The following is a 20,058-nucleotide window of genomic DNA, read 5'->3' on the forward strand; positions in this document are numbered from 1 at the left end:
ACACTGAAATTAATCTTCATTTGTTCGCCAAATAATCCAACAGGAAACTCAATAAATCGTGAAGATATTGAAACCATTTTGACCAACTTTAAAGGCATTGTTGTAGTGGATGAAGCTTACATCAATTACGCCCGACAAAAGACATTTATTCAAGAGTTAACGGAGTACGCAAACCTGGTAGTTTTGCAAACATTTTCTAAGGCTTGGGGACTTGCGGCATTGCGTTTAGGCATGGCATTTTCTTCTCGAAAAGTGATTGATGTTTTGAACAAAATTAAGCCACCTTACAACATCAATCAAGCCACTCAGGATTTAGCTTTCGAAGCACTAAAAAATATCGCTCAAGTGAACGATTGGATTAGAGAATCTGTTGCCGAAAGACAGCGACTTTCTAGCGAATTAAACAACCTGAATATTATAACAAAAGTTTATCCATCAGATGCAAATTTTATCTTAACCGAAGTAACGGATGCGACTAAAATTTATGATACTTTAGTTGATGAAGGAATCATTGTTCGCGACCGTTCGAAAGTTATTTTGTGCGAAGGCTGTTTAAGAATTACGGTGGGCACAAAAGATGAAAATGATAAACTGTTAACTATTCTGAAAAATTTTTAAAAGATGAAGAAAGTATTATTTATAGATAGAGACGGCACTTTGAATATTGAGCCTGATGATGAACAAGTCGATAGTTTCTCGAAATTAAAATTTTATCCGCGTTCGTTGTATTACCTTTCTAAAATAGCTGCAGAAATGGATTACGAATTGGTAATGGTTACGAATCAGGACGGATTGGGAACAGCTTCAAATCCTGAAGAAAGTTTTTGGCCGATTCACAATTTCATGCTGGACACTTTCGCTGGCGAAGGTGTAAATTTCAGTGAAATTATTATCGACAGAACTTTTGCGAAAGACAATGCCCCTACCCGCAAACCTGGAACAGCGTTACTGACTAAATATTTCAGCGGAGATTACGATTTAAAAAATTCGTATGTAATTGGCGACAGGTTAAATGATGTTGTGCTGGCTAAAAACTTAGGTGCAAAAGCAATTTTTCTTCGTCAGAATGATGCGCTAGGCTCTACCGAAGCGTTAGATAAACACGAAACCTTATTAGATATCATCATTCTGGAAACCCAGAAATGGGAAGACATTTACAACTTGCTTAAAGCTGGAAGTAGAAAAATTAACCACATACGTAAAACCAATGAAACTGATATTACCATTAACTTAGACCTTGATGGTACTGGAAAAGCTAAAATTGAAACTGGTTTAAACTTTTTCGACCACATGCTCGACCAGATTGCAAGACATGGAAGTGTTGATTTGGAAGTAGTTGCCAAAGGAGATTTACATATAGATGAACACCATACCATTGAAGATACGGGAATTGCACTCGGTGAGGCTTTTGCAAAAGGTTTAGGCAATAAATTAGGGATAGAGCGTTATGGTTTTTGTTTACCAATGGATGATTGTTTAGCACAAGTTGCCATCGATTTTGGTGGTCGCAACTGGATTGTTTGGGATGCAGAATTTAAACGTGAGAAAGTTGGCGATATGCCTACGGAAATGTTTTATCATTTCTTTAAATCGTTTAGCGATGCAGCAAAATGCAATTTGAACATTAAAGCGGAAGGCGATAACGAACATCATAAAATTGAAGCTATATTTAAAGCTTTTGCAAAAGCGATTAAAATGGCGGTGAAACGTGATGCAGAGAAAATGGTTTTGCCGAGTACTAAGGGCGTGTTGTAAGGTAGAGGACTGAAGGGTGGAAGGTTGAAGGTCTTGATGTACAAACTTTAAATCCTAAACCTGATAGCAGTGGAAATATTTTTATGTCAGTCTGAGCTTGTCGAAGACCAATAAAAATTTTGGAACGAATAGCAGGACTACAGTACCAATGAAAAACTGACATTCATTTTCTAATGATTAATTGAAATGGAAGAAAATAAGATAAACACAATTGGCATCATAAACTACGGAGCGGGAAATATTTTCTCCTTAACCGCAGCTTTAGAAAGACAAAACATACCATACGGAATGGTAAATACCGCTGCTGATATAGAGAATTACAGCCATATTATCATTCCAGGGGTTGGTCATGCTGGTGCGGCGATGGAAAAACTAAATGGAACGGGTTTAGTTGAAGCGATAAAAGAATTAAAAAAACCTGTTTTGGGCATTTGTGTAGGTATGCAATTAATTACAGCGCATTCGGAAGAAGGCGACGCAGCTTTGCTAGATATTGTGCCGGTTAAGACCAAAAAATTTGATAAGTTGCTGAATATCAAAATCCCACACATGGGATGGAATGCTATTGAGCACAAAAACAATTCTCTATTTGAGGGTGTTGAAGATAATGCACAATTTTACTTCGTTCATTCGTACTTTATTGAATATAACCCTACTTTTGACATCGCCTCTGCTCAATATGGACTAAAGTTCTCGGCAGCAGTGCAAAAAGATAATTTTTATGGCGTTCAGTTTCATCCCGAGAAATCAGGTAAGGCTGGCGAACAGATATTAAAAAACTTTTCAAACCTCGGTTGAGATTAGACTTTCAACCTTAAATTATAACTCGAGAAATGTACATAATTCCTGCTATTGATATTTTGGATGGAAAAGTAGTTCGTCTGCGTGAAGGCGATTACAACCAAAAAACTGAATATGACGTTTCTATCGCGGAAATGATAGAAAAATACCGTTCAAATGGAACAGATTTCATCCATATTATTGATTTAAATGGTGCCAAAGGTGATTTTAGTAACCAGAAATCTCTTTTTGAAATCATTAAAAAAACCGAGATGAAAGTGCAGTACGGAGGCGGAATCCGTACGATAGAGCAGGTAACCAACTTACTTGACGCCGGGATTCACCGTGTGATTGTTGGCACACAAGCCATTACCAACCCAGATTTCTTACAACAGCTAAGCGAGGCATTTGCAAAAAAAAGACAACTACGCAAACCGTATAGTTATTGCCATCGACGTTTTAGATGAGGTAATTAAATATTCAGGCTGGATGGAAAGTTCGCCAATTAAGTTAATGGATTATGTGGATAAATGTCTGGCCTTAGGATTTTTCCGTTTCTTGTGTACGGATATCAGCAAAGATGGAAAATTAGGTGGGGCTGCGATAGAACTTTATCAAAAACTGCTAGAACACTCGCCTATGATTAAGTTAATTGCATCCGGTGGTGTAAGCTCAATGGATGATATTTATGAGTTGGCCAAATACCCAATTAGAAGTGTGGTGGTGGGAAAAGCGATTTACGAGGATAGAATTACCATTGAACAAATTAAAGAGTGGAATCTGAAAGCTTTGAGTTCGATTTAAACCCCCAACCCCCTAAAGGGGGCTTTACCTACAAACGGTAAATACTAATTCAAAAAATACCCAACTATGCCACATCAACCTAAATATGGAAATTCAAAGCCCCCTTTAGGGGGGTGGGGGTCTGATGATGATTTTGAATTATTGAGATTAGAAGAACCAAGTATGTTTTATGGTGCTTCAAACTTGATTTTTGAAAATGCCAAGGCTTTAAGAAATAGGGTTACTGAAAGTGAAAGCCTACTTTGGGAACAATTAAAAGGCAAACAATTAGGTTTAAAGTTTAGAAGACAACATCCTATTTCTTTTTATATTGCGGATTTTTACTGCCATGAAATTAAACTTTTAATAGAATTAGATGGCGGTATCCATAATAAGCCAGAAATTCTAAATAATGATATTGAGAGACAAAGAAATCTTGAAGACCTAGGCATAACTGTAATAAGATTTACAAACAACCAATTACACAATAATTTAAATTCTGTTTTGGATAAAATAAAGGAAGCCATACAGGCTAAGCAATTTGCTCCTCCCCCTTCAGGGGGATTGAGGGGGTTAAGCAAAAGAATAATCCCTTGTCTTGACGTTAAAGATGGTCGTACCGTAAAAGGTGTAAACTTTGTCGATTTACGAGATGCTGGCGACCCGGTAGAATTGGCCGCACAATATGCACAACAAGGAGCAGACGAATTGGTTTTTTTAGACATTACCGCTACTCACGAACGTAGAAAAACCATGATTGAAATGGTTAAGTCGGTGGCTAGGCAATTAAACATTCCATTTACCATTGGCGGTGGCATTACAGAAATTGCCGATGCGGAGGCTTTGTTAAATGCTGGCGCCGATAAAATCAGCATCAATTCGGCAGCTGTTCGTAATCCTAAGCTGATTGAAGAATTAGCAAAAACATTTGGGGTGCAATTTGTGGTTTTAGCTGTCGATACTAAATTTATTGATGGCAAAAATAGGGTTCACTTAAACGGTGGAAGATTAATAACCGAACTCGAAACCGAAACCTGGATTAAACAAGCTGAAGATTTAGGGGCAGGAGAAATCTTGCTAACCTCTATGGACCATGATGGCACTAAAGCTGGTTTTGATTGTGGCTTATTGAGTAAGGTAAACCAAATGATTAACATCCCGATAATTGCTTCGGGTGGAGCAGGCAGCATGCAACATTTTACCGAAGTTTTCCAAAAGGCTAATGTAGATGCTGCTTTAGCGGCATCAGTTTTTCATTACGGCGAAATTCTGATACCTGATTTAAAGCAAGAATTGAAAAGGAATAATATTCCAGTAAGGATATAAAAATACATTCTTCATTATAGGGCATGAAGCATTCTTTCTACTAAAGCGAGCAAATAAAACCCATCGCTTTAGGATTGCTTCATTCCTCGCAATGATGAAACTAGATAAAAACAATGAACATAGATTTTAATAAAAGTGAAGGTTTGGTTCCTGTAGTGATACAAGATGAACAAACTTTAGAGGTTTTAATGCTGGGCTACATGAATGCTGAAGCATTTGATAAGACAAAAGCTGAAGGTAAAGTAACGTTCTTTTCTCGCTCTAAAAACCGCTTATGGACTAAAGGCGAAGAAAGTGGTAATTTTCTTTTCGTAAAATCTATTCATATCGATTGTGATAACGACACAATATTAATTAAATCAAATGCTGTTGGGCCAACTTGCCACACTGGTAGCCGCAGCTGTTTTAAAACAGACTACAATCAGAACTTTATTTTTGAGCTGGAAAACATTATTACTGATCGATACGAAAATCCTGTTAAGGATTCGTACATCAATAATATGAGAGCCAAAGGCTTAAACAAAATCGCTCAAAAAGTAGGCGAAGAAGGTGTAGAAACGGTAATCGCCGCATTGGCAGAAACCGAAGAAGAATTTATCGGTGAAGCATCAGATTTACTATTTCATCTGATGTTTTTATTAAAAGAAAAAGGTTTATCAATTCAAGATATTGCAAAGAATTTAGAAAGCAGACACAAATAAGGTAAAGGGTTGGAAGGTTGAGGGATCATGGCAATTTGTCGAAACCTTCCACCTTCCGACCTTTTTGGCCTTCCAACCTTTTAATATGCTCAAACACCTAAAAACCTTTTCTGGCCATCAAAATCCTGTTTATGCTTTAGCGAATTCAGATGATAATAATACTTTTTTTAGCGCCGGAAACGATAAAGGTGTTGTAGAATGGTCGCTGGAAACCATGGCTTTTGTGAAGGTTAAATTGCCAGTGCAAAGTTCCGTTTATCACCTCCACTATTACAATAACCAACTTTTTGTAGGCGAGCGAAGTGGAGCATTTAGCGTTTATGATTTTAAAGAAGACAAGGTAATTGCAAGAGTTAATGCCCATACCAAGCCCATTTTCAATATTCAAGTTGTAAAAAGTAAAAACGAACTTTTAACTACTGGCGAGGATGGTTCTGTTGCCGTTTGGTCGCTCAGCGATTTTTCAGAAATCTATCGGTTTCAGGCAGCTTACGATACGGTTAGGGCAATTGCCATTTCTTCTGATGAAACTGAAATTGCCTTTGGCTGTAAAGACCATCTAATTAAAATCTATAATCTGGCTGATTATAGCATCAGGCAAAATCTTGATAGCCATTCCCTACCCGTAACATCATTGGCCTATCATCCCACTGGGAAATACTTAATTACAGGCAGCAGAGATGCACAGTTAAAAGTTTGGAATTTACCGAATTATGAACTACTTCAAACCATCCCTGCGCACATGTTTACCGTTTACGATATTGCATTTCATCCAACCTTGTCTTATTTTGCAACTTGCAGTCAAGATAAAAGCATTAAACTTTGGGATGCAGAAAACTTTAAGCTTTACAAAATTCTAAGTTTAGAAAAAGGAGAGTTTGGGCATACACATTCCATCAATAAAATGATTTGGAGTAAGGATGGAAAATATCTCATTTCTACTGGAGATGATAGAAAAGTAATGATTTGGGAGATGGAGCGCTAATTTTTTTCTCCGAAAATGAAAGTTCAATAGTTCCTGGCAGCCATCAGTCCCGCTATCGCCTATAGTCCTCGTTCGTACCTCACTCCGGGCTATTTGGCTCTATCGGGTTTAGTTACAGAGGGCTGTGTTGCCAAAACCTACCTAAACCAACATTATTTTTTCCATAACAGTCATGGTAAGGACAGAGCAATCTGCACAATAAGATTGCTTTGTTACTCGCAATGACGAAATAATTAAGGGGATATGTTATTAATTTATATTGACCTTTTTCATTCCTTCTCTACCATAAAAGACCGGAAAATACATCATTTCTGCTTTTGCAGGATTTAAAACGTAAGAACCAGAATACCTGGGCATTAGATCTATTTCGAAACTATATTTACCTTGTTTTAATTTTGTACAGAAGATGGAGGTTTTATTTTTAAAATATTCGCGGTGTGTTTCAACTCCCCAAAAATTCTGGATTTTGTTCTCATAACTGCAACCAGCCGAAATAGGGATTTCGATCATCACATAATCGGCATCTGCCTTTACTTCAACCTCCACCTTTAATTTCGCCAGGGTTCCCGCTTTTAGCTTGGTTACTATTTCTCCATTTTGCAAAATATTAGAAATAACCTTAAAATCTTTATCTACCTTTTTAGGTGTTGCATTTTGAAATTGCTGATAAGCCGTAAAGTAAACTGCTGATTTGCCTTTCTTTTCTACCTTTAAATCAGTAGGATTTGCGATTACGCTATCGAAAGGAAACTGAGTGATTACCTGCTCATTTACTTTAATGGATGCGGGTTCTCTTTTATCGTTAGTAGAAATAAAAGCAGGCAGAATAGTCTCTAAAATTAATGATGCTTCATAGGTATTTCGCCATTGCCCATCTTTACGTTGCTCCAAAAAGTAAAGTGCTATCTTCTCCAATTCATTATCATAACCGCCTGCATTTTTTAAAATCCTATAAGCTAATATTGTATTCTGAATGCTATTATCCCAAAAACGAATGCTCTCCTCTCCCCAATAAATACTACCAAACATGGTTTGTTTTTTAAGCTTGGTTAGCACGCTTAAATCTATTTTCAAACCTGCCATTTGCTTCAATTCCATCATTTCTAACAAGCTAAAGGTAGACACTTTGATTTCTCTCTGTTTCAACGCTAAAACCTCTGCTGAAAGGCCTTCATCGCGTTTTCTTTCCTTTTCTTCAAATGCCAAAACCCAATCTTTAATGTAATTTTTGCCATCCAGCAAGTGCAATAGTTTAATTACTTGTATATCATTATAATCGGGCTCATCAGTTAGTTTCGCAACTAAATAGCGTTGTAATAAAGGCTTGTTTAAGTCGACTGCATAACCTTCTTTTTCAGCTTGCAATAGCGCTTCAACTACGTGCAAGCTAATCCACATTTGCTCCTCAGTATTTTGCCACCAACCCCAGGTTCCTTGTGGTTTTCTGTTCTGTTGCAGTTTTTTAAGGATGAAAGCAATGTCTTTTTCGTGGTTAAACTTTTGATCTAAGTATTTACGTACTCGTTTCTCTAACAATAGCGATTTCAATTTAGACGCCAATTGCTCATTACACAAATACTCGTAATTGCGCAGTTTGGTCATCTCATCCAACAAAGTCGGAAAAACTGAAGCTTCTGCCCTGAGCGTTATTTTGCCTAAGTTTTTATCAAAGGCATAGTTTACTGTTGTATCTCTTAGCAAAGCTGAAAAATAGCCTTTGGTTTCTTTCACGCCCGCTTCAAATACAGGGATTTTTCTACGCTCGCCATCAAAGTAGCCGTTTTCTTGCGCCAAGGTATATTCAAAATTTAAGCTGTCTTTTGATTTTACCACAATTCCCAAAGTATCAATTAATGAATTTTTAAACTTCACGGTGGAGTTTCGAAGTTCTTTACCGTTGTACGAGAACTTACGAATGCCCGTTTCCTCCATCGGCGTGTAGTTCATTAACTTACCTAAAACATTAATACTATCGCCAACAGTAGCAAAAAGTGGTGATACCAAATTAGCACTTAGTGACTTAAATGATTTGATAGTTCCTTCTGTATAACCGGTTTGCTTATTGCCGTTCATTGCCATTACACGTGTTTTCCACTTCGTAATATCATCTGGAAATTTTACCGTAAACTTAGCCACACCATTTTCATCTGTAGTTAATTTAGGTTGCCAAAAGCCTTCATCGTTAAAGTTTGTGCGCATTGTTTGTTGCTGTGCAACTGCTTCTCCTGCTAGATTTCTTGCCAAATTGCCTTTTTTACTTTTTACGATAATTACCCCATTAACTGCTTGCGAACCGTAAATAGCTGTAGCACTGGCATCTTTTAAAACGGTAACATCTTTTACCAAATCCTTGTCTAAACTGCTGATATCGCCATCAAAAGGTACGCCATCTAAAATAATCAAGGGTTTTTTGTTGGCAGATAGCGTTGACGAACCTCTTAACATTACAACTTCTTCAAGTAACAATCCTGGAGCTGAACCTACTAATGCATTGGTTAACTCATTACTGACAGACATCGTTGCGCTTGCAGTCATATTTTGTTTTCTCACTGCGCCATATCCTACTACCTCAATTTCCTTTAAATTGTTGTCAATTGTATCTATTAGAATATCTCCAACTGAGCCATTTGCTATATCAAATATTTTATCATAAAATCTTCTCGCAGATATCTTTAAGGCTCCCTTTTCTGGTGTTTTAAAGCTAAATAATCCTTTAGCATCACTGATGGTTTGCAGATCTAAGCCAACAACTCTTACCACAATCCCTTGCAACGGCTTTTTGGTTTGGCTTGATAAAATTCTTCCCTGCACTTTGTTTTTCAACTCATTTTTATCGAATAAGTGGCTGTTAAAAAATTGCTGATGCTTTTCTGAAATAGGCTGAAGGCCAAAACTCGGAACAGACTTAATCATACTATCCAGTTTCTGGCTAAATACATCCGCTTCTGAAATCTTAAAACTGCTCCATTGGTAATAGTTTGCGCCGTTTGCCTTTACGTTTATGCTATCGGTAATAAAATAGCTGTTATCTTTCAACAAAAACATCAATCTATATTTTCCGCTTTCGTAAATATCTGTATTGATATCGCCCTTGTAAATGCGCAAAAAATTTGCCTGATTAGGTTTAAAAGCAATAATATTTTTGATGTATGGAATATGATTGGTAAAAGCAGTATCAATATCATACCTCAATTTCCCGGTAGATTTTAAGCCTACATAATCGATATCCAAAAGCTGTGTAGTACGACTGCGCAAATCCATAAAATCTAACCAAATTTTATCAATTTCTTTCTTTTTTAAGGCGTACTCGTTGGCGAAGTTGGTATTTCCATTATCGGCACCTCTATTTAGTTTGGTATCAAAGGCATAGGTTGTTTTGTTTGATTTTTGCTTGATTAAACCCGGCTCAAAAGTGTAGGTATATCCTGCTTCTTTGGTAAAATTCTGACGCCATTTTTCATTATCAAAAATCAATAGGTTTTCTTGTATTGGGCCAACTAAAAGCTCTTTCTCAATACGATTGTTGGGATTTATCAATAAACGAGTATCAGAATTTAGGGCAGAAACAGTAATTTTATTAAGATCAGAATTATTGGTAACTCTTATCATGTAATGATCCAATTGCTGACTTTCTTCTGTAGTAAGCGTTGTAGGCTTGTTTACCGTTACCAGTTTATTTGTAGTATCTGCCAGAATGCTTAAAATGGTTTTCTTACCAGCTGTGATTTTGTGACTAACCGTTATTAATTTATCCGCTGTGCGTATTTTAAATTGGTGAATACCTGGCTTTACAACAAAAGAATAACGTTGCAATTGCTGTGCCTTGCTAAAATACACCGGCACATTATCGATATAAACTGTAGTGGCCGGCAAAATTGCGCCATCAAGAACCACAAATGGGGCAACCTGCGTGGTGGTATCGTTTGTAGTTTCTATGGTATGATAAATTGGATTTGGGTGTGTAAACTTGTAATATTCTATCGTATCTAAGCCTAAACTTTTGCTCCATTTGGTCCAGGTGAGTTGATCTAACTTTGTGCTCACGCTACCGTAAGCTTCATCGGCCTCTATTTTAATTTTGTTGGTTTTGTGCGCTAGATATTTTCGACCCAAATAAGGCAACCTCACATCCGGAACATCTGTAAATTTTGAAGTAAAAGCTTGTGCAGTAACATCCGTTTCGGCTACGGGTTTATGGTTTAAATCTGTAACCTGCACCAACATATTTACTTTTTGGCCAGGGTAAACCATATCTGGCGCAATCAGTTTTAAGTTTAACTGGTAAGGGTTATAAAATGCACTTACTTCGCTGGTTTCTTCATCTCCATCCCAAAAATAATTGATACGTATGTGACTAGCTTTTCGGCTATCATTTTTAATCAATGTATCAAGTTGATTGGTGTAACCTCTTAAAATAACTTTGTTTTCGGCAAAAATGGTATACCAAAAAGGCACTTTATGCTCATTGATGACCACTACTCGCAAACTGTCTTTATTTTGCAGGGCGTTAATTTGCAGTTCAGGTTTTAGCTTCGTGATGTCAATGGTAGCAGTATCTTTCGGCGTTTCTATCTCGTAATACTCTGCTCGGTAATCAATTTTAGTAACATAAGGCAAAGTAATGTTTTGCGAATTGATCACTACATCATCTTCGGTAAAACTCGTCATTTTGGCCGGCTGACTTTCACTTTTATTGTTTACCAAATAGGTGATAGCCAAACTATCCTTTCTAAATTCAGACTTTATCTCGACAGGTTTAACAGCTTTTTTTGTGCTCTTCCAATCGTTGTAAGTTAAAGATTTCGAGGCCGTCCTCACTTCGTTATTGCTGTTCAAAAATTTGGCACTCATGTTAAAATTAAGGTTAGCTCTTGGAAAAATATCTGCTGGTAGAACAAGTTTGGTTTCACCAACAGGCTCTAACGTAATGTTCTTTTGCCAAAGTGTATCAGGTACGAAAACTTTTTTATCTGCACAATAATTTACATGACTAGTGGTCAGCGTGAGTTCTACCCTACCATCAGGAACTGCCAATTCATTTTCATCTGTCGCTTTAAAATAAACGGTAATTAAACTGTCTTTTGTCTGCTCATTCCGATCAGTTCGAAGCACAAAATCAACCGATTTCAGTTCATAATCTTCATAACGGAAGTTGTTACTGATGCGAAATGCTTTCTTCGGCTTTTTAGATTTTTCTTCCAAACTTATTCCATAATTTCTATCAAGTTTTAAATTTAAACTATCTACAAGCACGAAACTATATTCGTAACCTCCATTATGATAAGGGTTTATAGTTGCCAGTGTTTTAGCGGCACCATCTGTTTGCAAAACAACTCTGGCTGGTCGGTTATTAATGTTTCCACCTTTTGTCTTTATTACAAAGGCCTTAAATTTTACGGTATCAAGCGGTTTGTACATCGGCTTGCTAAAAACCATATAGCCTGCATACAAAGGTTTGGTACTGTTTTTCTTTTTAAAGATGGTTTTAATTGGTTGCCAAAAATATTTGATGGGAAAAGAATAGGCTACTTTTTTAAAGAACGACCAATCTTCCCTGTCATCATCATAGTAATTATCATCGTCAACATCGTATTCAAAAAAATTACTTATGCCTTCATGCACCACTTTTATAATACCTTCTTCTTTCGGCTTTCCATTTTCCTTACTATGCTTGCTCCTATACAATTTTGCTTTTGCATCGTAAATTGCCCTTTTTTTACCATCAATTTCTACGAATGCATTGGTAATTAAATTGCCTTTAATATCTGTTAAGTAAAACTGAAAATCATTCTCGTTATTAATAAACTGTAATAAAACGTTGTTTTCGCTTAACAAACTTGTATTGATATTACCTCCGCTAGCACCTACCATCAGGTAATTTCCGTAAGGCAAATCGCTTTTCTTGTAATCGCGATAATAGTCTGAACTAACTAACGTATGATAGAAATCATTGTTAACCTTATCATCTTTGAGTAAGCTAACAACCTCTTTATCAGTTATTTTATAAGCAAACGTTACGTTACTGGCTTGTTTGCTTTTAGACAGTTTATTTTGGGCAAAGGCGTTAAAGGTAAAGAATAAGGAAAGGAAAAGTAAGCGTAATTTCATAAGCAATTAATTTATTAACTGATGTTTTTTTCATCAGTAATCCATAAACTAATAGAGGTGATGTTCAAAAATAATTTTATTGGCGGATATACATTCCGCTATCTATTATTTGAATTAGATTTTACGCGGATTTGCCTGCTTCGCTTTACTATTTGCGATTTTATATCAACTAATATTTGAATCGCACAGTTCCGCCCTGAAATTGAGATCTAATAAATCTAGATTTTAAACTTAAGTTTAAATTAGGCAAGGATTATCTAACGATTCCTTTATATAAAAAAAGTGAAGCACAGCATGAAAATTTGGATTCCTGCTGATAAGAAAGTGCTTTGAAAGTGTAAATGATTGGAATTGGTTATTCCACAAAACGTTTAATAATTCTGAGCTTATGGCTGTAAATACCCAGCTCCCTGTTAAAAATTCCCTGATCGTCAATTGGGTCGATTTTAACTTTTGCCGATGAGTGAATAATTTCATTGGGACTCAACATAATGCCTACATGGGTAATTTTACCCTCTGCGTTATCAAAAAAAGCGACATCACCAGGTTTAACTTCTGATAAAAAGCCTACTAAATCTCCTTGCTCAGCTTGCTGCGAGGCATCTCTGTTTAATTTAATATTGAGCATTTTAAAAACGGTTTGAACAAAGCCTGAACAATCTAAGCCAAACAAATGCCTTCCGCCCCACAGGTAAGGAATATTCTGAAAAAACTTCGCTGTCGCTTCAATATCTGATTTGAAATCTGCTGTCGTTTTATCGTAAGGTTCAAAACCCAACTTAAATTTTTCAGTACCGGCATAACAGTATCCATCTGCCACATAAGGCAGGTTACTTGCCGGACTCAAATGATAAACGCTTCCATCTTCAGCTGTTAGCACATTATTAAAATTTAAAGGGGCTAGCAATTTATGATCATGCATTTCAAGAAATTGTGCCTGGGAAATAGCTGCCAACTGCCTGAAATCCATCCATCCCTCGTAACCGTCGTAACCATTCTTCACCAGCCACCACCGGTCATCTTTACTTACAATTTCCACATGTTCACCAAATAACAACTGAGAGACAATTTCTGCCCGATCTGATGGTTCAGCCCGTAAAGGTGCTACTGCTATTCTGCAAATACCGTATTGATTTTCCATTTAATATGTACGTGAAAGATTCAGTAAAACTAACAAATTCCATTCATTGCCTAACATTTTGCCTCCGAATTTGTTATTTTTATGATGTTCACATTTAAATCTGCTCGTTATGAATTTTAAAAAAATATTAATCGCTGTTGATAACAGTACCTGTTCTGAGAAAGCTGCAAAAGCTGGTTATGACATGGCAGAAAAATTTGGGGCTGAGGTTGCGCTCGTCAATATCATTGAGCCGGTGCCGGCAAACGTAAATCCTGATTTAACTTTGGCTCCTGTATTTTTGGAAACCTACGATAATAGTGAGGAAAATAGTCATATCCTGCTAAAGGAAATGGAAACAAAATTTGGCAATGGAACAAAAACTACCTATCTAAGCATTGTTGATACAGCAGCCCATGGAATAATACAGCAATCTGATGAGTGGGGCTCTGATTTAATTGTGATTGGCACCTATGGCCGAAGCGGCTTGTACCACTTTTTAATGGGCAGTGTAGCTGAACATGTGGCCAGAAAATCGGCTTGCCCGGTGCTCATTATTCCAAATAAATATGAATTATAACTCTTAATTTGCTGTAATGAAGAAGCTATTTTGCTACAATATTTTGTGCTTTGTATTTGCATTTAATGTCTCCTTTGCACAAAATAAAGGTGCAAATATAGTTATTGCAGGAAGTCAAATTCACAAAATTGATAGTCTATTTAAGCAATATTTAGATAACGGTTGGATAAAAGGCATTACAGCAAATATATCTGTTGAGGGAAAGACAGTTTATAACAAGGCATTTGGAAATCAGCTAAATCGCCCATTCGAAACTAATGATATTCTTAGGATTGCTTCGCAAACCAAAGCAGTAACTTGTGTTGCGGTAATGATGGAGTTTGATCAGGGCAAATTTGCACTCGATGACCCAATATCTAAATTTATTCCCTCATTTAAAAATCCAAGAGTTTTAGACAAGTTTAATAAAAAAGACTCCACCTATACCACCAAACCTGCCAACAGGGAGATAACCTTCCGAGATTTGCTTACCCATACTTCCGGATTAGGTTATGCCCAAATCGGCGCTCCGGAAATGAATGCCATTTATGCCAAAGCCGGAATTGAAGCCGGTTTTGTAATAAAAAAGAAGTCGTTGGCAACAGATATGAATAAACTTGGGAAACTACCACTTGCGTTACAGCCCGGCCAAAGATGGTTGTACAGCTTGAGTATCGACGTTTTAGGGCGCTTAGTAGAAATTACTTCGGGTTTAACTCTGGATGAATACTTTAGAAACAAAATTTTTAGCCCTTTGGCGATGAACGACACCTATTTTGCCCTTCCTAAGAATAAGCAGAACCGACTCGCAACTGTTTACACAGAAGACCCAACTACGAAAACCGTTAAACCATGGAAAGATGGAACCTTTCCGGGCGCAACAATTAATTACCCAATAAACGGCAACGGCTATTTTGCAGGTGGATCAGGATTGGTTTCAACATCAAAAGATTATGGAACTTTTTTGTCGATGCTGTTAAACAAGGGTGAGTTGAACGGGAAAAGAATATTATCAGCGAACAGCGTAGAATTGATGACAACTAATCAAATTGGTGATATCCCTTTTGGCGATAACTATTTTGGTTTGGGCTTCGAAATAATTTCAGAGAAAGGGAGCAAAAAACTGGGGCAGAGTGCAGGCTCTTTTGGTTGGGGAGGTTTCTTTGGTTCCACTTATTGGGTCGATCCGCAAAAGAAAATCATAGCACAAATCTATATTCAGCAATGGCCTTTTTCTCACGGCCAATTAGGCGATCAGTTTAAATCGATCATTTATCAGACTACTAAATAATTTTGAGCAAAAAAAAGTCCTGATTTTCATCAGGACCTATATGATTAGGCTAAATTGCAAATTAACAATCTTAATTCTCCTGGTGCAACCAAGCTTTTTTAGCTAATAACTCTTCTTCAGTTTCACGAATATCTTCGTCATCTACGCAACAATCTACCGGACAAACTGCCGCACATTGAGGTTCATCATGAAAGCCTTTACATTCTGTACATTTATCTGAAACGATATAATACACTTCATCAGAAACTGCCTCCTGAGTAGCATCTGCTTCTATTTGTTGATTGCCAAAATCGATTACGCCCTCTAAATTTGTTCCGTCAGAAAAACGCCATGCAGTTCCGGCATCGTAGATTGCGTTGTTTGGGCATTCAGGTTCGCAGGCCCCGCAATTTATACACTCATCTGTTATTTTAATCGCCATGTCTTCGTCTAATTCTTTTGCTTAGTTTACCTTTGCGTTGCAAATATAAGATATAATCAATTAATAATAATTCTAAATATGTCAGCAATAACTCAGGAAAAAGCAATAACTGCCTTTAAGCAACTAGGCAATAAGCTTAGTAACCCCACTGATATACTAGGAAATGCAATTTATAGTGCTCAAAATAGCAATGCTTGGTTTACGGAAGATAATGTAAAAAAATCCATCTTATCTTTTGCTGAAATGTTAAATGATGAGGATATTAATCATTGGTTCGAAGATATCCATTTTACTTCCTCTCCAAAAAAGATCGGATTAATCCTTGCCGGAAACATCCCAATGGTTGGTTTTCATGATGTACTTTGTGTACTGGCTACCGGAAATATTGCGCTCATTAAACTTTCATCATCTGATGATCAACTGATTAAAGCTGTAATTGCAGCGCTGATTAAAATTGAACCTGCATTTTCAGAAAAAGTTGAATATGTAGAAAGGCTAAAGGATTTTGATGCTGTGATTGCTACGGGAAGCAACAATTCATCCAGATATTTTGATTATTATTTTAGCAAAGTTCCAAATATCATCAGGAAAAACAGAAATAGTGTTGCAGTTTTAGATGGAACAGAAACAAAAAATGACATTGAAAATTTAGGACATGACATTTTTGATTATTTCGGTTTAGGTTGTAGAAATGTTTCAAAATTATACTTCCCAAAAGGATATGATATTGCTAATTTTTATGAAGGCATAGAACCATTTCAGCCGATTATCAATCATTTTAAATACAATAACAATTACGATTATAACAAATCTATTTATCTGGTGAATGCGGCAAAACATTTCGATAACGGTTTCTTGTTACTTAAAGAAGATGAGCATTTAACGTCACCCCTGGCTGTTCTTTTTTACGAGGAATATGAAAATCTGGAGCTTTTAGATGAAAAATTGCAGATTCAGGCAGAAAACATACAATGCATTGTAACCAAAGCAAATCTTAACTTAACCAGTTTTGGATTCGGACAAAGCCAACATCCTAAACTTTGGGATTATGCCGACAACGTAAATACCGTTGAATTTTTGAATAAGCTGGTATGATAAAATAGATAAACCTATCGGAAATTGCTTTTAATGGCGTTTCATCTTTTACCTTTCAGCTTTCAGCATAAATAGCTATTTTTGGGCACAATGTATATCGTTAAAGTTAAAGGCATCGCCAAAATTCCAGATTACGTACAGTTAAGAGACGAAAAATTCACGCTTTTGGCTTATTTTCGGGTGGATAGGCCTGATAAATCTTTGGAAAAATTAGGATTAGGCGATAAACAGGATTACATTATGGAATTGGTTAAAGGTTTGCCTTTTGGGCAGATAGCGAAATTAGAAATATAAAATGGCAGGACACGCAGTAATTCATTTAAGCAATGTTGATGTATTTCAACAAAAACACTTAGTGCTTTCAAACGTAAATTTACATATCGAAAAAGACGAATTTATCTTTTTAATCGGTCAAACAGGTTCGGGTAAAAGTAGCTTATTGAAAATTTTGTATGGCGATTTACATATTGGTAATGGCGAAGGAAATATTGCAGGATTTGACTTAAAAAACCTGAAAGAAAGTCAGGTGCCGTTTTTGCGTCGTAAATTGGGCGTTGTGTTTCAAGATTTCCAATTACTGACTGACAGAACCATTGAAAAAAATCTTGAATTCGTGTTGAAAGCTACCGGTTGGAGCGACCAAAAGTTAATTAACGAACGGATTAAAGATGTTTTAGATAAGGTTGGTTTACGCTCGAAAATCAAAAAAATGCCTCACGAAATTTCTGGCGGTGAACAGCAGCGTATTGTAATTGCAAGAGCTTTATTAAATGATCCGGAAATTATTCTGGCTGATGAACCTACAGGGAATTTAGATCCGGAAACTTCAGAAGAAATTGTAACCTTATTAAAACAAATCAGCCAGGCAGGTACTGCAGTGTTAATGGCTACGCATGATTATCATATTATCCGCACCTTCCCATCACGCATTATTAAATGCGAAAATGGTGCGGTGCTTGAAGGCGCACAAATAGCCTAATAAGTTGAGATTTTTGATTTACGATTTTAGCCTTTAACGGCTAAAATTGTAAATCACAATTAATCAACCCCGCCTCCCCTTACTGCCAAAATCGTAAATCAAAAATCTACAATCTTGCATTCGCTGTCAATCTGTTCAGATAAACACAAAGAATTCTGACAGCTTGGCTGATTTCCGTTAATGGCAAAATTGTTGAGATCAATACAAAAAAAATTCAGCCTTAGTATTATGTTTAATAAGAAGAAAAATAACGATAAAGAAGAAAATATAATGAATCCTGAAAATACATCAGAAAATGCTGCTGAAAATGTAGAAAATACTGATGCCGAAGTGAATGAGACTGAAAAAGCTCCTGAATTATCAGCTGAAGAAAATTACAAGCAGAGGTTCAACAGCTTAACGATAAATATTTACGTTTATATGCCGAGTTCGATAACTATAAACGTCGTACCCAAAAAGAACGTGTTGAGCTTTTACAAACTGCTGGTAAAGATGTAATTGTATCATTATTACCAGTTTTAGATGATTTTGATCGTGCCTTGAAAGCAATGGAAACCGCAGCAGATGTGGCTCCGGTTAAAGAAGGTATACTTTTGGTAAGCACCAAATTAAAAAACACACTGGCTCAGAAAGGTTTGAAAGATGTAGAAAGCATTAATCAACCATTTGATACTGATTTCCACGAAGCCATTACCAACATCCCTGCTCCTAGCGATGATTTGAAAGGCAAGGTGATTGATGAAGTTGAAAAAGGCTATACATTAAATGATAATGTAATCCGCTTTGCTAAAGTTGTAGTTGGAGCGTAAATTAATTATTGAATTTTGAATGTTGAATTAGAGAATGTATAATCATTCCGTTATCCACTTATTCAAAATTCAATCATTTCATAAAGAAGATGAGTAAAAGAGATTATTACGACGTATTGGGCGTTAGCAAGGGTTCTGCAGCTGATGAAATAAAAAAAGCCTATCGCAAGATGGCAATTAAATATCACCCGGATAAAAACCCTGGAGATAAAGCGGCGGAGGATAAATTTAAGGAAGCTGCTGAAGCTTACGAGGTTTTAAGCAGCCCGGAGAAAAAACAACGCTATGATCAGTTTGGTCATGCTGGTGTTGGCAGCAGTGCTTCTGGCGGCTATGGTGGCGGTAATATGAATATGGATGATATCTTCAGCAATTTTGGAGATATCTTTGGTGGACATAATCCGTTCGAGAGCTTTTTTGGTGGCGGCGGTGGTGGTGGCCAGCAACGTGGCGGACGCCGTGTAGCTAAAGGCACCAACTTACGCATCAAAGTTAAATTAACACTCGAAGAAATTGCCCACGGTGCAGAGAAAAAAATTAAGGTTAATAAATTAATCGTTTGTAAAACCTGCGATGGCTCAGGTGCTAAAGATAAATCATCAGTAAGTACTTGCGGTACCTGTGGCGGTAGCGGACAGGTGCGCAGAGTAACGAATACCATTTTAGGGCAGATGCAAACTGCCTCTACCTGCCCTACCTGTAATGGTAGCGGCCAGCAAATTACGGCTAAATGTAATGTTTGCCATGGTGATGGCGTGGTTCGTGGAGAGGAAACCATTACCATTAATATTCCTGCAGGTGTAAGTGAAGGCATGCAATTGAGCATGAGTGGAAAAGGAAACGCAGCACCAAATGGTGGTATACCGGGCGATTTAATCATATTAATTGAAGAAACGCCACACGAAACTTTAAAACGCGAAGGCAACAACATCGTTTATGATTTGCATTTGAGTTTTGTTGATGCAGCACTAGGTATGAGCATCGAAGTACCAACCATTGATGGCAAAGCAAAAATCAAAATCGAACCTGGAACGCAAAGCGGAAAATTACTTCGCTTAAAAGGTAAAGGTTTACCTGAAGTAAACTCTTACCACAGAGGTGATGAAATTATTCACATTAACATCTGGACGCCTAAAGCTTTAAGTAGCGACGAAAGAAATGCGCTTGAAAAATTACGTGAATCTCCTAACTTCAAACCTCAACCAGGTAAAAATGATAAGAGCTTCTTCGAAAGAATGAAGGAATATTTTGAATAATTAATTTCAATATAAATTTAAAAACCGATGGCTATCACCTATTCGGTTTTTTTTATGGGTTTTTAAACCGCTAATCAACAAAGTTATTGT

The 20,058-nt window shown here is 36.8% G+C and carries 18 protein-coding genes and 2 pseudogenes; 17 read left to right on the plus strand and 3 right to left on the minus strand.

Annotation, left to right across the window (positions count from 1 at the left end; genetic code table 11):
- The 9 genes and pseudogenes from ON09_RS13700 to ON09_RS13730 form a co-directional block, all read left to right on the plus strand.
- Positions 1-618: aminotransferase class I/II-fold pyridoxal phosphate-dependent enzyme (locus tag ON09_RS13700; protein ID WP_010601632.1), on the plus strand; the 618-nt coding region annotated here is incomplete at its 5' end.
- A gap of 3 nt (positions 619-621) precedes the next feature.
- On the plus strand, positions 622-1,755 hold the full coding sequence (gene hisB / locus ON09_RS13705; protein ID WP_010601633.1) for a bifunctional histidinol-phosphatase/imidazoleglycerol-phosphate dehydratase HisB: 1,134 nt from the start codon (positions 622-624) through the stop codon (positions 1,753-1,755).
- A gap of 186 nt (positions 1,756-1,941) precedes the next feature.
- Positions 1,942-2,553, plus strand: a complete 612-nt coding sequence (gene hisH / locus ON09_RS13710) for an imidazole glycerol phosphate synthase subunit HisH (RefSeq protein WP_010601634.1) — start codon at positions 1,942-1,944, stop codon at positions 2,551-2,553.
- Between the two features lie 35 nt (positions 2,554-2,588).
- Positions 2,589-3,002: a 1-(5-phosphoribosyl)-5-[(5-phosphoribosylamino)methylideneamino]imidazole-4-carboxamide isomerase gene (locus ON09_RS26500; protein ID WP_262495825.1), complete on the plus strand. Its 414-nt coding sequence runs from the start codon at positions 2,589-2,591 to the stop codon at positions 3,000-3,002.
- On the plus strand, positions 2,944-3,339 hold the full coding sequence (locus ON09_RS26505) for a 1-(5-phosphoribosyl)-5-[(5-phosphoribosylamino)methylideneamino]imidazole-4-carboxamide isomerase (RefSeq protein ID WP_262495826.1): 396 nt from the start codon (positions 2,944-2,946) through the stop codon (positions 3,337-3,339). Before ON09_RS26500 ends, ON09_RS26505 begins: the two co-directional genes overlap by 59 nt.
- A gap of 162 nt (positions 3,340-3,501) precedes the next feature.
- Positions 3,502-3,834: pseudogene (locus tag ON09_RS26115) on the plus strand (endonuclease domain-containing protein); the annotation flags it as partial.
- A 48-nt stretch (positions 3,835-3,882) separates the two neighbouring features.
- Positions 3,883-4,644 (plus strand): imidazole glycerol phosphate synthase subunit HisF, encoded by a 762-nt coding sequence (gene hisF, locus ON09_RS24285; RefSeq protein ID WP_029204343.1) that lies wholly within the window; start codon positions 3,883-3,885, stop codon positions 4,642-4,644.
- 113 nt (positions 4,645-4,757) lie between these two features.
- The gene (hisIE, locus tag ON09_RS13725; protein ID WP_010601636.1) at positions 4,758-5,345 is read left to right on the plus strand and encodes a bifunctional phosphoribosyl-AMP cyclohydrolase/phosphoribosyl-ATP diphosphatase HisIE; all 588 of its coding nucleotides are present in this window, start codon (positions 4,758-4,760) and stop codon (positions 5,343-5,345) included.
- A gap of 85 nt (positions 5,346-5,430) precedes the next feature.
- Positions 5,431-6,330, plus strand: a complete 900-nt coding sequence (locus ON09_RS13730; protein WP_010601637.1) for a WD40 repeat domain-containing protein — start codon at positions 5,431-5,433, stop codon at positions 6,328-6,330.
- A gap of 249 nt (positions 6,331-6,579) precedes the next feature.
- On the opposite strand, the gene ON09_RS13735 is transcribed toward ON09_RS13730, so the two are convergent.
- Positions 6,580-12,438 (minus strand): alpha-2-macroglobulin family protein, encoded by a 5,859-nt coding sequence (locus tag ON09_RS13735; RefSeq protein ID WP_010601638.1) that lies wholly within the window; start codon positions 12,436-12,438, stop codon positions 6,580-6,582.
- Between the two features lie 355 nt (positions 12,439-12,793).
- Positions 12,794-13,579 (minus strand): C40 family peptidase, encoded by a 786-nt coding sequence (locus ON09_RS13740; RefSeq protein WP_010601639.1) that lies wholly within the window; start codon positions 13,577-13,579, stop codon positions 12,794-12,796.
- 109 nt (positions 13,580-13,688) lie between these two features.
- On the opposite strand from ON09_RS13740, the gene ON09_RS13745 reads away from it, so the two are divergent.
- Both ON09_RS13745 and ON09_RS13750 read left to right on the plus strand, forming a co-directional pair.
- Positions 13,689-14,138 (plus strand): universal stress protein, encoded by a 450-nt coding sequence (locus ON09_RS13745; RefSeq protein ID WP_010601640.1) that lies wholly within the window; start codon positions 13,689-13,691, stop codon positions 14,136-14,138.
- Positions 14,139-14,154: 16 nt separating this feature from the next.
- Complete coding sequence (locus tag ON09_RS13750; protein WP_010601641.1) at positions 14,155-15,408, plus strand: serine hydrolase domain-containing protein; 1,254 nt, start codon at positions 14,155-14,157, stop codon at positions 15,406-15,408.
- Positions 15,409-15,478: 70 nt separating this feature from the next.
- Here the strand turns inward: ON09_RS13750 and ON09_RS13755 are convergent, their stop codons facing one another.
- Positions 15,479-15,829 carry a 4Fe-4S dicluster domain-containing protein gene (locus ON09_RS13755; protein WP_010601642.1) on the minus strand — a complete coding sequence of 117 codons (351 nt, stop codon included), beginning with the start codon at positions 15,827-15,829 and terminating at the stop codon, positions 15,479-15,481.
- Between the two features lie 78 nt (positions 15,830-15,907).
- Between ON09_RS13755 and ON09_RS13760 the strand changes: the two genes are divergently transcribed.
- From ON09_RS13760 to dnaJ, 6 genes and pseudogenes are all read left to right on the plus strand, one after another.
- On the plus strand, positions 15,908-16,924 hold the full coding sequence (locus ON09_RS13760; RefSeq protein ID WP_010601643.1) for an acyl-CoA reductase: 1,017 nt from the start codon (positions 15,908-15,910) through the stop codon (positions 16,922-16,924).
- A gap of 90 nt (positions 16,925-17,014) precedes the next feature.
- Positions 17,015-17,218, plus strand: a complete 204-nt coding sequence (locus ON09_RS13765) for a hypothetical protein (RefSeq protein ID WP_010601644.1) — start codon at positions 17,015-17,017, stop codon at positions 17,216-17,218.
- Between the two features lies 1 nt (position 17,219).
- Positions 17,220-17,903, plus strand: a complete 684-nt coding sequence (locus ON09_RS13770; RefSeq protein WP_010601645.1) for a cell division ATP-binding protein FtsE — start codon at positions 17,220-17,222, stop codon at positions 17,901-17,903.
- A gap of 228 nt (positions 17,904-18,131) precedes the next feature.
- Positions 18,132-18,401, plus strand: coding sequence for a hypothetical protein (locus ON09_RS26850; RefSeq protein WP_010601646.1), 270 nt, complete (start codon positions 18,132-18,134; stop codon positions 18,399-18,401).
- Positions 18,335-18,712 (plus strand): annotated as a pseudogene (locus ON09_RS13775) (nucleotide exchange factor GrpE); the annotation flags it as partial. The gene ON09_RS26850 and the pseudogene ON09_RS13775, both read left to right, overlap by 67 nt.
- 89 nt (positions 18,713-18,801) lie before the next feature.
- A complete protein-coding gene (gene dnaJ / locus ON09_RS13780; protein WP_010601648.1) occupies positions 18,802-19,968 on the plus strand; it encodes a molecular chaperone DnaJ in 1,167 nt (388 codons plus the stop codon).
- Positions 19,969-20,058 lie beyond the last annotated feature (90 nt).

This window comes from Pedobacter agri PB92, from assembly GCF_000258495.1.
GTDB lineage: Bacteria > Bacteroidota > Bacteroidia > Sphingobacteriales > Sphingobacteriaceae > Pedobacter > Pedobacter agri.